The 14,527-nt window shown below is 72.6% G+C and carries 16 protein-coding genes; 7 read left to right on the forward strand and 9 right to left on the reverse strand.

Features of this window, described 5'->3' with window-relative positions; genetic code table 11:
• Positions 1-129: 129 nt before the first annotated feature.
• Both ACGFIO_RS00730 and mnmA read right to left on the reverse strand, forming a co-directional pair.
• Positions 130-1,113, reverse strand: coding sequence for a methionine synthase (locus ACGFIO_RS00730; RefSeq protein WP_392820238.1), 984 nt, complete (start codon positions 1,111-1,113; stop codon positions 130-132).
• Positions 1,106-2,296 (reverse strand): tRNA 2-thiouridine(34) synthase MnmA, encoded by a 1,191-nt coding sequence (gene mnmA, locus ACGFIO_RS00735; RefSeq protein WP_392820240.1) that lies wholly within the window; start codon positions 2,294-2,296, stop codon positions 1,106-1,108. Before mnmA ends, ACGFIO_RS00730 begins: the two co-directional genes overlap by 8 nt.
• 116 nt (positions 2,297-2,412) lie before the next feature.
• Between mnmA and ACGFIO_RS00740 the strand changes: the two genes are divergently transcribed.
• On the forward strand, positions 2,413-3,582 hold the full coding sequence (locus tag ACGFIO_RS00740) for a cysteine desulfurase family protein (protein WP_392820242.1): 1,170 nt from the start codon (positions 2,413-2,415) through the stop codon (positions 3,580-3,582).
• A 132-nt stretch (positions 3,583-3,714) separates the two neighbouring features.
• Here ACGFIO_RS00740 and ACGFIO_RS00745 read toward each other — a convergent pair whose 3' ends face one another.
• On the reverse strand, positions 3,715-4,674 hold the full coding sequence (locus tag ACGFIO_RS00745; RefSeq protein ID WP_392820245.1) for an electron transfer flavoprotein subunit alpha/FixB family protein: 960 nt from the start codon (positions 4,672-4,674) through the stop codon (positions 3,715-3,717).
• A 14-nt stretch (positions 4,675-4,688) separates the two neighbouring features.
• Positions 4,689-5,465, reverse strand: a complete 777-nt coding sequence (locus ACGFIO_RS00750) for an electron transfer flavoprotein subunit beta/FixA family protein (RefSeq protein ID WP_392820247.1) — start codon at positions 5,463-5,465, stop codon at positions 4,689-4,691.
• A 315-nt stretch (positions 5,466-5,780) separates the two neighbouring features.
• On the opposite strand from ACGFIO_RS00750, the gene ACGFIO_RS00755 reads away from it, so the two are divergent.
• Genes ACGFIO_RS00755 through ACGFIO_RS00765 form a run of 3 tightly spaced genes read left to right on the forward strand, consistent with a single transcriptional unit; the run spans position 5,781 to position 6,909 of the window.
• On the forward strand, positions 5,781-6,167 hold the full coding sequence (locus ACGFIO_RS00755) for a YidH family protein (protein ID WP_392820250.1): 387 nt from the start codon (positions 5,781-5,783) through the stop codon (positions 6,165-6,167).
• Positions 6,164-6,505 carry a DUF202 domain-containing protein gene (locus tag ACGFIO_RS00760; RefSeq protein ID WP_392820252.1) on the forward strand — a complete coding sequence of 114 codons (342 nt, stop codon included), beginning with the start codon at positions 6,164-6,166 and terminating at the stop codon, positions 6,503-6,505. The genes ACGFIO_RS00755 and ACGFIO_RS00760 overlap by 4 nt, the downstream gene beginning before the upstream one ends.
• A 38-nt stretch (positions 6,506-6,543) precedes the next feature.
• On the forward strand, positions 6,544-6,909 hold the full coding sequence (locus ACGFIO_RS00765; protein WP_392820254.1) for a PLD nuclease N-terminal domain-containing protein: 366 nt from the start codon (positions 6,544-6,546) through the stop codon (positions 6,907-6,909).
• Positions 6,910-6,958: 49 nt separating this feature from the next.
• Here the strand turns inward: ACGFIO_RS00765 and ACGFIO_RS00770 are convergent, their stop codons facing one another.
• From ACGFIO_RS00770 to ACGFIO_RS00785, 4 genes are read right to left on the reverse strand one after another with little or no spacing between them, the layout of a single operon-like run.
• Entirely contained in the window at positions 6,959-8,569 is a 1,611-nt protein-coding gene (locus tag ACGFIO_RS00770) for an acetolactate synthase (RefSeq protein ID WP_392820257.1), read from the reverse strand.
• A 39-nt stretch (positions 8,570-8,608) separates the two neighbouring features.
• Positions 8,609-10,267: an Hsp70 family protein gene (locus tag ACGFIO_RS00775; protein WP_392820259.1), complete on the reverse strand. Its 1,659-nt coding sequence runs from the start codon at positions 10,265-10,267 to the stop codon at positions 8,609-8,611.
• 27 nt (positions 10,268-10,294) lie between these two features.
• Positions 10,295-10,855: a hypothetical protein gene (locus tag ACGFIO_RS00780; protein ID WP_392820261.1), complete on the reverse strand. Its 561-nt coding sequence runs from the start codon at positions 10,853-10,855 to the stop codon at positions 10,295-10,297.
• A 41-nt stretch (positions 10,856-10,896) separates the two neighbouring features.
• A complete protein-coding gene (locus ACGFIO_RS00785) occupies positions 10,897-11,670 on the reverse strand; it encodes an enoyl-CoA hydratase/isomerase family protein (RefSeq protein WP_392820264.1) in 774 nt (257 codons plus the stop codon).
• Between the two features lie 50 nt (positions 11,671-11,720).
• On the opposite strand from ACGFIO_RS00785, the gene ACGFIO_RS00790 reads away from it, so the two are divergent.
• Genes ACGFIO_RS00790 through ACGFIO_RS00800 form a run of 3 tightly spaced genes read left to right on the forward strand, consistent with a single transcriptional unit; the run spans position 11,721 to position 13,707 of the window.
• A complete protein-coding gene (locus ACGFIO_RS00790) occupies positions 11,721-12,179 on the forward strand; it encodes a DUF6232 family protein (protein ID WP_392822510.1) in 459 nt (152 codons plus the stop codon).
• A 56-nt stretch (positions 12,180-12,235) separates the two neighbouring features.
• The gene (locus ACGFIO_RS00795; RefSeq protein ID WP_392820266.1) at positions 12,236-12,778 is read left to right on the forward strand and encodes a PAS domain-containing protein; all 543 of its coding nucleotides are present in this window, start codon (positions 12,236-12,238) and stop codon (positions 12,776-12,778) included.
• A complete protein-coding gene (locus ACGFIO_RS00800; RefSeq protein WP_392820268.1) occupies positions 12,775-13,707 on the forward strand; it encodes a methyl-accepting chemotaxis protein in 933 nt (310 codons plus the stop codon). Before ACGFIO_RS00795 ends, ACGFIO_RS00800 begins: the two co-directional genes overlap by 4 nt.
• On the opposite strand, the gene ACGFIO_RS00805 is transcribed toward ACGFIO_RS00800, so the two are convergent.
• Complete coding sequence (locus tag ACGFIO_RS00805; RefSeq protein WP_392820271.1) at positions 13,685-14,479, reverse strand: alpha/beta fold hydrolase; 795 nt, start codon at positions 14,477-14,479, stop codon at positions 13,685-13,687. The genes ACGFIO_RS00800 and ACGFIO_RS00805 overlap by 23 nt on opposite strands.
• Positions 14,480-14,527: the final 48 nt, after the last annotated feature.

Below are 14,527 nucleotides of genomic sequence, written 5' to 3' on the forward strand. Positions count from 1 at the left end.
AGTACGCGCCCCTGACAGTTTCGGGGAGCCCGTCCCCAGGTCTTGTCTCGCAGTCCGACCGGGGCCGCGGGGTGGCGGCGGGCGGCCTCGCCACACGCCTTCAGCTCGGTTGGACGGCGGAAACTCGGCCTAGACTTCGGCGAGGCGGCGGGCGGCCTCGCGACACGCCTTCAGCGCCGCGCGGACGTGCTGCGGCGTGGACGACGCCAGGCCGCAGGCGGGCGTGACGACGACCTGTCCCGGCAGCCGGGTGACCGGGAAGCCGAGGCGCTTCCACAGGGTGCGTACCCGATCGGCGACCTGTTTGTCGGAACTGACAGCGTCGGTGGGAAAAGCACCGGCGAACAGGCCCAGCCCGGCCTCGATCGCCTCACCGAGCGGGTCGAGATCCCTGAGCAGCGCCAGGTCGAGCGCCACCGCGGTCGCGCCCGCGTCCCGCAGCACCTGAAGCGGCACGTCGGGCGCGCACGAGTGCACGACCACGGGTACGCCCGCCGCCTCGATCACCTCACGCAACGTGGCCGCCGCCAGGGCACGGTCGACCGCCCTGTACGCGCTCAGCCCGCTCTCGGTCGGCACCTGCCCGGCCAGCACCGCGGTCAGCGACGGCTCGTCCAACTGCAGCAGCACCCGCGCCCGGGGCAGCCGCTTGCGGACCTCGTCGACGTGCCGGCGCAGGCCCTCGGCGAGCGACCCGCCAAGATCGCGCACCGCACCCGGGTCGCGCAGCATCCGCCCGCCGATCGGCAGGTCGAGGCCGGCCGCCAGGGTCCACGGGCCGGCCGCCTGGATCTTGATCGTTCCGGCGTATCCCTCGCCCTGCTCGGTCAACTGGTCGAGGTCGCGTTGCCGCAGGTCGGCGGTGACCCGCAGGTCGCGGCCGGGCCGGGGAGCGACCTGCCAGCGCCCCGCATAGAGCTGCACCGGCAAATCGACCAGCAGGCCGGCGCCGCGGCCGATCAGGTCGGCCCCCGGCCCGCGGGCGGGCAGCTCGGCCAGGTGGGGCAGGTCGGGCAGCTCGCCGAGAATCAGCCGCTGCGCCTCGGCGATGTCGGTGCCGGGCAGCGACCCGATGCCGGTGGCCGCCCCGGCCGGCCAGGGAAAGTCAGGCACCGGAACGCGGCTCGGCCGACGGAAGAGCACCGGAACGCGGCCCGGCCGACGGAAGAGCACCCGCCGGCGACCCGGCCGATGCAGCCGACGCGGCCGCACCGGAGGGCGAGCCGGCGGTTTCCGAGATCGTCGCCGACCCGAGCACGATGTCACCGGCCGGGTCGGTGCGGTATGCCACCAGCGCCTGACCCGCGGCTATACCCCGGGCCGGCGTACGCAGCTCGGCCGTCAACGTGCCGCCGTCCACCGTCACCACCCCGGGCACGACCTCGCCGTGCGCCCGCATCTGGATGTCGCACTCGACCGGCGACTCGGCCGAGCCGTGCCAGATCGGCCTGGTCGCGGTGACCCGGGAGACCTCGAGCGCCGACCGCGGCCCGACCGTGACCGTGTTGTTCACCGGCGTGATCGACAGCACATAGCGCGGCTGCCCATCTGCCGCCGGCACCCGCAGGTCGAGACCCTTGCGCTGGCCGATCGTGTACGCGTACGCCCCCTGGTGCCGCCCGATCGTCGCCCCGGTGGTGGCGTCGACGATGTCGCCCGGCGCCTCGCCCAGCCGCTCACGCAGGAAGCCGCGGGTGTCCCCGTCGGCGATGAAGCAGATGTCGTGCGAGTCCGGCTTGTCGGCGACGGCCAGCCCACGCACGGCCGCCTCGGCCCGCACCTGCTCCTTGGTCGAGTCGCCGAGCGGGAACATCGCCCGCGACAACTGCGCGCCGGTCAGCACGGCCAGCACGTACGACTGGTCCTTGGCCAGGTCGACGCTGCGCCGCAGCAGCCCGTCGGGGCCGAGCCGGGCGTGGTGGCCGGTCACCACCGCGTCGAAGCCCAGGGCGACGGCCCGGTCGAGCACCGCCGCGAACTTGATCTTCTCGTTGCAGCGCAGGCAGGGGTTGGGGGTACGGCCGGCCGCGTACTCGGCGACGAAGTCGTCGACCACGTCGTCGTGGAACTGCTCGGCCATGTCCCACACGTAGAACGGGATGCCGATCACATCGGCGGCCCGGCGCGCGTCACGCGAATCTTCCAGCGTGCAGCAGCCGCGGGCGCCGGTGCGGTAGGTCTGGGGGTTGCGGGACAACGCCAGGTGTACGCCGGTGACGTCGTGCCCGGCCTCGGCCGCACGCGCGGCGGCCACGGCGGAGTCCACCCCGCCCGACATCGCCGCAAGAACACGCATGGGGTCAAGGGTAACCGTGCCGGCGCCACCGACCGCCCACAGCCTCACAGTGATGTGACGCAGGCGATGACACGTGCGGGCGGCGTCGCACCGCGTAGGCATAAGCTGTCGAATTGATGGCCTACCTGGATCACGCGGCGACCACACCGATGCTTCCCGAGGCGCTCGACGCGTATGTCGCAGCGGCCCGGCAGGTCGGCAATGCTTCGTCCCTGCACGCCGCCGGCCGGGGCGCCCGCCGGCTGGTCGAGGAGTCCCGCGAGCGGATCGCCGCGGTGCTCGGCGCCCGCCCCTCCGAGGTGGTCTTCACCAGCGGCGGGACGGAAAGCGACAACCTGGCGACCAAGGGCCTGTTCTGGGCCCGGCGCGACACCGATGCCCGGCTGCGCCGGGTGGTCGCCTCCGCGGTCGAGCACCACGCGGTGATGGACGCGGTCGACTGGCTGGGCGCACACGAGGGCGCGGCGCCGGAGTGGCTGCCGGCGAACGCGGCCGGCCGGGTCGATCCGGCCGGCCTGGCCGCGCTGGTCGACGAGCACGACGACATCGCGATGATCAGCGTCCAGTGGGCGAACAACGAGGTCGGCACCGTCCAGCCGATCGCCGAGCTGGCCGCCGTGGCCGCCCGGGCCGGTGTGCCGTTCCACACCGACGCGGTGCAGGCGGTCGGTCAGATCCCGGTGGACTTCGCGGCCAGCGGTGCGGCCGCCCTCACGCTGACCGGCCACAAGCTGGGCGGTCCGGTCGGGGTGGGTGCGCTGTTGCTGGGCCGCGACGTCGCCTGTACGCCGATCCTGCACGGCGGCGGCCAGGAGCGCGACGTGCGCTCCGGGACTTTGGACACGGCGGGCGTGGTCGCTTTCGCCGTCGCGGTCGAGACCGCGGTGAAGACCCAGGGTGAGTACGCTGCCCGCGTCGGCGCCCTGCGCGACGACCTGGTCCGCCGGGTCTGCGCGGCCATCCCCGACGCCGTCCACAACGGCGACCCGGCCGACCGTCTGCCTGGCAACGCGCACTTTTCGTTCCCCGGCTGCGAGGGCGACGCCCTGCTGTTGCTGCTCGACGCCCAGGGCATCGCCTGCTCGACCGGTTCGGCCTGCTCGGCCGGCGTCGCCCAGCCGTCGCACGTGCTGCTGGCGATGGGCGCCGACGACGACCGGGCCCGCTCGTCGCTGCGCTTCACCCTCGGTCACACCTCGACCCGCGCCGACGTCGACGCTCTGCTGGCCGCCCTCCCCGGCGCGGTAGAGCGCTCCCGCCGCGCCGCCGCCTGGAAGAGCCGCTGACCACATAGTGGTAGCCCCACGCACCGGTGGTAGCCCACAACGGATGCCGCGCGGGGCTACCACCCAAACACCCCAGTGGTCGCCCCGCGCGCTATCCGCGCGGCGGATGCCGCGCGGGGCGACCACTGTCGATTACTTGCGCTTGCGGATCTCCTCGGCGGCCTGCGGCACGACCTTGAACAGGTCGCCGACCACGCCGTAGTCGGCGAGCTCGAAGATCGGCGCCTCGGGGTCCTTGTTGACCGCGACGATGGTCTTCGAGGTCTGCATGCCGGCCCGGTGCTGGATGGCGCCGGAGATGCCCAGGGCCACGTACAGCTGCGGGGACACCGTCTTGCCGGTCTGACCGACCTGGAACTGGTGCGGGTAGTAGCCCGAGTCGACCGCCGCGCGGGAGGCGCCGACCGCGCCGCCGAGCAGGTCGGCCATCTCCTCGACGAGCTTGAAGTTGTCGGCGTTGCCGACGCCGCGGCCGCCGGAGACCACGATGGAGGCCTCGGTCAGCTCGGGGCGGGAGCCCTTCTGCTCGGCGACCCGCTCGACCACCTTGGTCAGCTTGTCCTTGGCGCCGACCTCGACGGTCAGCTGCTCGACCGACGGGGTGGCCGCCTGCGGAGCCGGGGTGACCGAATTGGGGCGGATCGTGACGATCGGCAGCCCGCGGGTGACCTTGGACTTGACGATTGTCGAGCCAGCGAAGACCACCTGCGTGGCGGTGCCGTCGGCGGCCAGCTCGACCGCGTCGGTGAGCAGGCCGTTCTCCAGCTTGACGGCGAGCCGGCCGGCGATCTCCTTGCCCTCCTGGGTGGAGCCGAGCAGCACGGCGGCCGGTTCGACCCGCTTGACCAGGTCGGCGAGCACTGTGGCCTTGGGCGCGACCAGGTATCCGTCGATGTCCTCGCCCTCGGCGGCGTAGATCTTCGAAGCGCCGTACTCGCCCAGCCTGCCGGCGAGAGCGGATGCCGCGCCGGCGCCACCGAACACGACGGCGGACACGTCGCCCAGGGTGCGGGCGATGGTCAGCATCTCGAGCGTGACCTTCTTGACGCCGGCAGCCTGCGAGGCCTCGACGACGACCAGTACCTCAGCCATTACGAAAGCCCCTCTCAGACAAACTTCTCGGTGGCCAGGTACTCGACCAGCTGCTGGCCGCCCGTACCCTCATCAGTGATCTTGGTGCCCGCGGAGCGAGCCGGGCGCCGCGCCGACGAGACCACCGACGAGGTCGCCCCGGCCGTGCCGACCTCGTCGGCCGCAACGCCCAGATCAGCCAGGGACAGTGTCTGCACCGGCTTTTTCTTGGCCGCCATGATGCCCTTGAAGGAGGGGTAGCGCGGCTCGTTGATGGTGTCCCAGACGCTGACCACGGCCGGCGTGGCGGCCGAGACGACCTCGTAGCCCTCGTCGGTCTGCCGCTCGGCGGTCAGCGTGTCACCGTCCACGGTGAGCTTGCGGGCGCCGGTCAGCGCGGCCACGCCGAGGCGCTCGGCCAGCATGTGGGGCATGACCTGCACGCGGCCGTCGGTGGACTCGGCGCCGCAGATGATCAGGTCGGCCGAGAGCGTGCCGAGGGCGGCGGCGAGGACCTTGGAGGTGGCGACCGCGCAGGAGCCGTGCAGCGCCTCGTCGGTGACGTGCACAGCCTTGTCGGGGCCCATCGACAGCGCCTTGCGGATCGACTCGGTGGCCGCGTCCGGTCCCATGGTCAGGATCGTGACCTCGCCACCGTGCGCCTCCTTGATCTTCAGCGCCTCCTCGATGGCGTACTCGTCCATCTCGTTGATGACGTTTCCGGAGCCGCGCTCGACCGTGTTGTCCGTCGCGCTCAGGGAACGCTCGGCGCCGGAGTCGGGCACCTGCTTGACCAGTACGACGATGTTCATCGCGCTTAGACGACCCTCCTGTAGACGTGCCCAGCACTCGAAAGGTTACTAGCGAGTAGCTTATGCGGACCGTGACACACCTCACCCGCGGAGTTCTCAAGATCGGTACGATTCGAGAACAGGAGGAGGTATGCGACATTTTCCGAACGGGTTGCGCCCGTCCGCACCCCATCCTCTACCACGACGATCTCGCCATCGCATCGATCCCGGCAGCGCCCGCTGCACGTGTGGCCGCCCCCGCGAAGCCTGCGTACGTGACGCAGTGCGCAAGGTCTGGGCCGACCCTTCTTCACCCGAGCGGTCAATAATCGAACGGTGATCGGCGACCTGCGGCAGTGGTTCGACCCGGAACGGGCGGAACGGGTGGGCGAACCTCCCGACTACCGCTTCTCGCTGGCCAACGAGCGCACCTTCCTGGCCTGGATCCGCACCGGCCTGGCCCTGATCGCCGGCGGCCTGGCCTGCGCGCAGTTCCTGCCCCCGCTGCCCATCGCCCACCTGCGCGAGGGCATCGCGGTCGCGCTGCTCGTGCTCGGCGGGCTGGTCGCGCTGCGGGCGGTCGACCACTGGGCCCGCACCGAACGGGCCATGCGGCTCAAGCAGGACCTGCCGCGCTCCCGATTCCCGGCCGTCCTGGCCATCGTGGTCGCGGCCGGCGCGGTGATCCTGGTGATCACCGTGCTGTCCCGGGCCTTCGGATGACGGACACCGACAACGACCCCGGCACGCAGGCTGCCCAGACCGACAACGACCCCGGCGCGTCGGCCGCACGGACCAGGCTGGCCTGGCGGCGGACCGCGCTCACCGGCACCGCGGCGGCCCTGCTGGCGCTGCGGCCGGCCTTCGCCGATCCGGGGCCACGGCAGCTGCTGGCGGCGAGCGGGGCCATGATCGGCTTCGCGGCGCTGGTTGCCCTCTCGTACCGCCGCAGCCGTGGCCTGAAGCGGCACCCACCGCGACCGGGCCGCCGCGCCGTGGTCGCCTGCGCGCTGGTGACGACCGGCCTCGCCATCATCGGTGGACTGGTTGTCACCCTCTGACCCATGCCGTTCCCAGCTTGGCGCGTCATCATTGCCACATGGTCCGGTTGTTCGTCTTCCTCGCGGCCGCGCAGCTCGTCCTTCTCGTGCTGGGGTTGATCAGCTGCCTCGCGGCCGACCGCGTACGCAACCTGCCACGTGCGCTCTGGGTGCTCGTGATCCTCGTCGTGCCCCTGATCGGGCCGATGGCCTACTACGGCTGGGGCCGTCCGGCGATCGCCCGGCCGGTCAGCCCGCGCCGCCCGGCCTCGCCCGACGACGACCCCGACTTCCTGCGCTCGATGGACAGCGAGCAGGCCCGTCGTGACCGCGAGCTGCTGGCCCAGTGGGAGAACGAGGTAAAGAAGCCCCCGGAAAACCGGGAGCCCGACCACCAGCACAACGGCGACGAGAAGAGCCCCTGAGGCGCACTCTGGACCTCGCCTCACACTTGGCCGGGTTATCAAACGCGCCCTAGGCGAGATTCGAGCTGCGGGGGTACGCGTCGGCCGGGTCGGTAAGCACGTTGACCAGGTACGGGACGTTGGCCGCGAACGCCCGCTCGAGCGCCGCGCCGATCTCACCGGGCTTCTCCACGGTCTCGCCGGCGCCGCCCAGGGCCTTCACCACGTCGTCGTAGCGCAGGCCCGGCTGCAGGTCGGCGGCCACGTCGTAGCCGTACATGGCCTGCATGGGGTGTTTCTCCAGGCCCCAGATGCCGTTGTTGCCGACCACGATCACCACCGGCAGCTGCTGGCGGACCAGTGACTCCACGTCCATCAGCGAGAAGCCGGCCGCCCCGTCGCCCATCAGCACGCAGATCTGCCGGTCGGGGTAGGTGACCCGGGCGCCCATGGCGTAGCCCATGCCGGTGCCGAGGCAGCCGTACGGGCCCGGGTCCAGCCAGGTGCCGGGGCGGGCCGGTTCGAGATAACGGCCGGCGTACGAGACGAAGTCGCCACCGTCGCCGATGGTCACCGCGTCCTCGGCCAGCACCTTGCGCAGTTCGCCGTACACCCGCGCGGGTTTGATCGGGTCGGACTCGGCCGCCATCGCCTCGGCGTCCCGGGCCTTCCCGGCGTCCTCGGCCGACCGCAGCCCGGCGATCCACTCGGCGTGATCGGCGTTCTTCTGCGACAGGGCCGTGAGGATCCGGACCAGGTCGCCGGCGGGCGAGACGGCCGGGGTGACGTGCGTGGCGCGCTGCGAGGGGGCGTCCACGATGTGCACGACCGCCGCGTCGAACTCGCCGAACCCGAGCCGGAAGTCGAGCGGCGTGCCGATCACGACCACCACGTCGGCCTCGTTCAGGGCCGGGCGGCGGGCCTTGGCGAAGGCCAGGGGGTGGCCGGGCGGCAGCGCGCCCCGGCCCATGCCGTTGGTGAACACCGGCACTTGCAGGGCCTCGGCCGCGGCGCGGAGGGCGTCGACGGCGCCGCCGGCCCAGACGTCCGAGCCGGCGATGATCACCGGGCGTTCGGCCGCGGCGATCAGGCCGGCCGCCTTGGCCACGTCCTCGGGGTCGGCCTCGAGCGGGGCGATCGGGTTGGCGACCGGGACCGCCGCGTCGTCGGAGGAGAAGAGCACTTCGAGGGGTACGTCGAGGAAGGCCGGCCCGCGGTGCGGTGTGAGCGCGGCGGTCAGGGCGGCGGACACCTCGCCCGGGATCGAGGCGGTGTCCGCGGCCGTGGCGGCGTACTTGGTGACCGGCGTGACCAGCGGCAGGTGGTCGATCTCCTGCAGGCTGCCGGACCCCCAGCGGAAGGCCGGCGCCCGCCCGCCCATCACCAGCACCGGCGACGCGTTGAAGAAGGCGCTGGTCAGCCCGGAGATGCCGTTCGTCACGCCGGGGCCGGCGGTCAGCACGGCCAGGCCCGGCCGGCGCTGCAGCTTGGCCACCGCCTCGGCCGCGAACACGGCGGACTGCTCGTGGCGCACGTCGAAGATCGGGAAGCCGGCCTTGTGCGCGGCGTCGTAAAGCGGGAAGACGTGCCCACCGGAGAGGGTGAACATCTCTGTGACCCCGTACGCCCGCAGCATCGCCAGCGCGAGTTCGCCGCCGTGCCCCTCGATGGTGTCCGCCATGCCCGCACTCCCAGGTGTCAGTTGTGAATCCCGTTCACCTTATGCGCCGCTGATCAATCGCGCGATGTCGGCGAAGACCTCTCGGACGTCCGTGATGAAGGGTTCGCCGTTGCCGTACCCATAGGCCATCGCCATGGCCAGGACCGGCGCGGTGACCAGTACGAGCACGCTGAGCAGGATCTGCAGGAACCGGACGAATCCCCGGGTGCGGCGCCGGGGCTTGCGTACCTTGGCCGGCTTGGCCGCCGGCTGCGGCGGGGGAACCGGCCGGACCGGCTGCGACCGGGTGATCGGCCGCGACGTGTGCTCCGCGAACGGCCGGGTCTGCGCCGGCACCGGCACCGGCGTGCTGAACGGCTCGTTGACCACCGTCGCGGACGGGTCCGGCGCCCAGGGCATCGGGGGCGCGTCCGCCCACGGGTCCACGGCCGGCCGGATCTCCCGGCTCGGCTCGTCACCCGGCGGCCCGAAGTCGTACCGGCTGTAGTCGAAGGTCTCGGGCACGACCTCGGGCTCGGACGGCGGGGGCGTCGGCGTGGGCGTGGGTTCGTGCGCGGGCGGGCGGACCACGCCGAACCGCGGCATCTCCTCGGTTGGGCCGGGCGCGGCCGGCTCGCCGGCCAGCAGCGCCGCGTCGGCGAACAGGCTGCCCTCGGCCACCACCAGCTCGGGCTGCTCGATGGCCACCGGCGCGACCCCGATGGCCCGGTGCAGCAGCGTCGCCACCAGCGGGATCCGGCTGGCCCCGCCGACCAGGAACACCCCGGCCAGCCGCCCCTCGGGCAGCCGGGCCCAGTCGAGCAGGTCCTTGGTCACCTGAACGGTCCGGTCGAGCAGCGGCCGGGCCAGCTTCTCGAGCTCGTCCCGGGTGATGTGCACCTCGTGGTTGAGCATCGGCACGACCAGGTCGGCGGACTGGGCCCGGGACAGCCGCTCCTTGGCGATCCGCACGTCGTCCCAGAGCTGCCGCTGGGCCCGGCGCTCGGCCAGCGTCCCGGGCATCAGCAGCGGGCGCCAGCGGTCGTCCCCGGCGGCCAGGTGCTCGATCAGCGCGGCGTCGATGTCCAGCCCGCCGACGTCGTCGCGCCCGTCCACGGCCAGGACCTCGAACCCCTCGGCGGTACGCGCGACGACGCTCGCGTCGAACGTGCCGGCCCCGAAGTCGTGCACCACCACGACCGACCCGATCGGCACGTCCCGCCCGAGCACGTGGGCGAAGTAGGTGGACGCCGCCACCGGCTCGGCGACCAGCCGCGCGTCGGTCAGCCCGGCCATCGTCGCGGCCTCGGCGAGCAGTGTGCGCCGGGTCGCGCCCCAGGCCGCCGGGCAGGTCAGGGTGACCGCGGGCTGCACCGGGCCGGCCGCGTTGCGCCACTCCTCGGCCACCCGGGACAGCACCGCGGCGAACATCTCGACCGTCCGCACCTCACGGTCGCCGAGCAGCACCCGGTCCTCGTCGATGCGGCGTTTCGGGTTGGGCTCGAACCGGGATGGGTCGATCCGGGCGCTGTACACGGCATCACGGCCCACGGCCAGCGGACCGTCCGGTTCGGCGTAGACGGCCGAGGGCAGCAGCGGCGACCCGTCGATCAGGAGCGGCCGGGCGCGGCCGTCGGGCCAGCGCGCCACCGCGACCGTGTTGGACGTGCCGAAATCCACGCCGAGGGCATGGCCCTGCCGACCCTGGTCGATGGACATGAGGAGGATTCTAGGCGGAAGCTGTGATCAGACCGGCTGCCAGCTCAGCGCGCCGTCGTCGGCTTTCGCACAGCGCATGGCCGCACCGTCCGTGGTATGGCCGCGCTGACCCTCGGTCTCGCACTCCGCACCCTCCTTGACCGGGGCGGTCAGCTCGTTGCCGGGGGTGCCGGTCGGCACGAGGCCGTTGGGCGGTTTGGGCGGCGCGGGCGCGAGGCCGTCGTCGGGCGCGCTGATCGGGCGGGGCGGCGCGGTGCTCTTCCTCGGGCTCGGCTTCGCCGTCGCCGCTTTCTTGACCGCCGCGGCCGGCTGGTGGGTGCGCCGGGCCGGCGGCTGCGGCTCGGTGCGGCTCTCGGCCGGCTTCCGGGGTACGGGCGGCAGCGGCGCCGCCGGCAGCCCGATGCTCGCCGTCGGCATGATGACGGGCGCTTGCGCCTCAGCACCACGACCGGCGGCATCCGGGCCCGGCCCGCCCCCGATCGTGAGATAACCGATCACCGCGCAGAGGGCGGCCTGACCGGCCACGAGAGCGACGGCGACGCGCACGGTGCGGCGCGGCGACGTCGCGCTCGGGACCGGTTCCGTCACGGGGGCGACACTATGTCAAACCATCGATCGAAGCGAGCGACCTAACGGCCTTTGAACTCGGGTTTGCGCTTTTCGACAAACGCTTCGGTGCCTTCGACCCGGTCCTCGGTGGCGAACAGGCTCGCGAACAACTGACTCTCCCAGGCCAGCCCGGAGGCGAGATCGCGGTCCAGGCCGCCGTCGATGGCCAGCTTGGCCGCGCGCAGGGCCAGGGCCGGACCGGTCACGTACGGCTCGAGCACGCCGACCGCCGTCGAGTAGACCTCGGCCGCCGGCGCCACCCGGTCGGCCAGCCCGATGCGCAGCGCCTCCTCGGCGTCGACCATGCGGCCGGAGAAGATCAGGTCCTTGGCCCGGGCCGGGCCGACCAGCCGGGCCAGGCGCTGGGTGCCGCCGGCGCCGGGGATGAGGCCGAGCCGGATCTCGGGCTGGCCCAGCTTGGCGTCGTCCGCCACCACCCGCCAGTCACAGGCCAGGGCCAGTTCGCAGCCACCGCCGAGGGCGTAGCCGGTGACCGCGGCGACGGTCGGCTTCGGGATCTCGGCCACCGAGTTGAAGGCGCCGGTCAGCGCGGCCGCGCGTACCGTCATGTCCTGGAAGGTCTTGGTCGTGAACTCGTTGATGTCGGCGCCGGCCGCGAACACCTTCTCGCCGCCCCAGACGATCACCGCGCGGATCTCCGGGTCGGCCGCGGCCTGATCGGCGGCAGCTCGCAGCTCCTCCTGCACCTGGGTGTTGAGCGGGTTCATCGGCGGCCGGTCGAGCCGGATGGTGCCGATGCCGCCGGTCGTCTGCAGGGTCACGAACTCGCCCACGAGGCCTCCTCATCGATGACGTCAGACCCACCCTACGTAGGGTGGAGGTGATGCTCACCTACTACCGGGACGCCGACGTGGTGGTCACCTCGACCGGTGTGCGGATGGCCGGCCGCCAGTTCGCGCTGGCCGACTTCACCGCCGTCTGGCACCGCCGCAGCCGCCGGTCCTGGGGCATCGTGGCCGGTCGCGGCGTGATCGGGCTGGCCGTCGCCGTGCCGGTCCTGGTCGGCCTGCTCGGCATCGGCGTCGCGCTGCTCATCCACGCCTCCGCGGGCACCACCGTCGCGCTGATCGGCGGCGGCATCCTGGCCGGGCTGCTCGCCCTGCCGCTGGCCGACGTGCTGCTGGACCGGGTCGACCGCTCGTACGACCGGGGCAGCCGCAGCCTGGAGATCTGGGGCCGGGTCGGCGGCGCCGACGTGCTGCTGCTGCGCACCGGCGACCGCCGCCGCTTCGGTCAGATCTATCGGGCTCTGCAGCGGGCGCTGGACAGCGGCCCGGCCTGACCAGTTCGGCCGAATCACCGCCGGGACCGGCCACGACCAGGGACGATCAGGAAGTCATGAGAGCGACCCAGGTTCGTCCCACGGGCGCCGAGCGGACGTTCGGCGAGGACGAGATCATCGTCACCAAGACCGACCTGCGGGGGATCCTCACCTACGCCAACGACGTCTTTCTGCGGATCTCGGCGCTGACCGAGGACGAGGCGATCGGTCAGCCGCACAGCCTGATCCGGCACCCGGACATGCCCCGGGCCGTGTTCAAGCTGCTGTGGGACACGTTGAAGGAGCGCAAGGAGCTCTTCGCGTACGTGGTGAACCTGGCCGCCGACGGCGCCCACTACTGGGTCCTGGCCCACGTGACACCGTCGTTCGACGCGCGCGGCGAGGTGGTCGGCTACCACTCCAACCGGCGCAAGCCCGAGCCGGCGGCGATCAGCGCGGCCGGTGAGCTCTACCGCAAGGTCCGTGACGAGGAAAGCCGCCAGTCCAGCTCGCCGGCCGGGCTCGACGCCGGGTGGCGGATGCTCCAGCAGACGCTGACCGACCGCGCGCAGACGTACGAGGAGTTCGTCTGGGAGCTGACCAACGGAGGCCGGTCGTGATCCGCCGGGCGCCGTCGGTCGGTTCCGGTCCGGGGACTGTGGACGGCACCCGGACGCTCACGCTGATCGCCGACGTGTGCCGCAAGGCCGCGGCCGGCGACCTGGAGGCACGGCTGCCGGCGATCGGCGACTCGGCCGAGGCGGTCGCCGCCCGTACCGCTCTCAACGGTCTGCTCGACAACACCGACGCGTTCGTCCGTGAGGCCGGCACGGCGTCCGAGGCGGCCGCCGAGGGCCGGTTCCACCGACGTTTCCTGACCCGCGGCATGCAGGGCGCCTTCCGCAACTCGGCCAAGCAGATCGCCCAGTCGAGCGACCAGATGAGCGTGTCGGCGGGCCGGGTGGCCGAGGCGACCCGGTCCCGGCTGGCCCTCGCCGACGAGCTGGAGTCGGCCGTGCTGACGGTCTCGGAGCAGGTGGCCACCGCGGCGACCGAGATGGGCGCCTCGGCCAACGGCCTGGCCGACTTCGCCCGTGAGGCGGTGGTCGACGCCGAACGGGGTCTGGACACGGTGACCTCGCTGCGGACCGCGTCGGACCAGATCCGGCTCGCCGTCGACCTGATCAACCAGGTCGCCTCGCAGACCCGGCTGCTCGCCCTGAACGCGACAATCGAGGCGGCCCGGGCGGGCGAGGCCGGTCGCGGCTTCAGCGTGGTCGCGGGCGAGGTCAAGACGCTGGCCAACGAGACCTCGGGGTCCAGCGAGGAGATTCTGGGCCAGGTCAACACCGTCCAGCAGGCGGCCGCCGACGCGGTCGCGGTGCTGGAGGCGGTGACCGGCAGCATCCGCGAGATGGGCAACCTGGTCAACGGCATCGCGGCCGCTGTCGACGGCGGCCACGAGTCCGGTACGGCCGGGCTGTCCCAGCTGGCCGAGGTCCTCCGCTCCGAGGTGCACCGCTTCGTCAACTCGGCCCGGAGCGCGTGACCTCGAACCTGTTCCGGGCATAGAAGTCCAGCAGCACCTCGGCCAGTTCCCCGGGCGCGTCCGTCGCGGCATAGTGCCCGCCCCCGATCCGCGCCGAGCGGAACTCGCCGGCCGCCACCCGCGCCATCGTGCCGCTGGTGAAGTCGCCGGTGCCGGCCCCGACGGCGAGCACCGGCACGGTCAGCCGGAGACCCTTGAGTTCGTCGCCTTCCCGCAGCATCGACCGGTAGAGCCCGGCCGCCCCACGCCAGCCACCGGGCCGCGCGTAGGCCCGGACCACCTCCTCGGCGGGTTCCGTCCCGAGGATCATGGTCAGGAACTCCCGCTCCTTGCCGGCCAGCATCAGTTCGGGAACGCCGGGCGCGGCCATGACCCCGATGTGCCAGGTGCCGCCGTGGGTCACGTCGGCCAGCGCCTCGAGCCCGAACCCGGCCAGCCCCATCTCGATCGCGGTCAGGCTGAGCAGGTCGTCCGGGTGGGCGGCGGCGAGGCGGACGACGGCCGCGCCGCTGATGTCCTGGCCGGTGAGGTGCACCGGGCCGACGCCCAGGTGCTCGATCAGCTCGTGCAGGTCGGCGGCCGCGGCCGCGCTGTCGAAGTCGTCCGGCGCGATCTCGGAGTCGCCGAACCCGCGCAGGTCGGCCGCGAAGACCCGGTGGTTCCGGGCGAGCAACGGCATCAGCCGTCGGAACGCCAGGGATGTCTCGGGAAATCCGTGAACCAGCAGGATCGGCGGCCCCTCGATGCCTTCGGACCGATAGTGCAGCACCATGGCTCCTCCTCAGTTAGACAGCCTGGTTGTCCAAAACAATAGACACCC

The organism is Actinoplanes sp. NPDC049265 (assembly GCF_043197135.1).
Classification (GTDB): domain Bacteria; phylum Actinomycetota; class Actinomycetes; order Mycobacteriales; family Micromonosporaceae; genus Actinoplanes.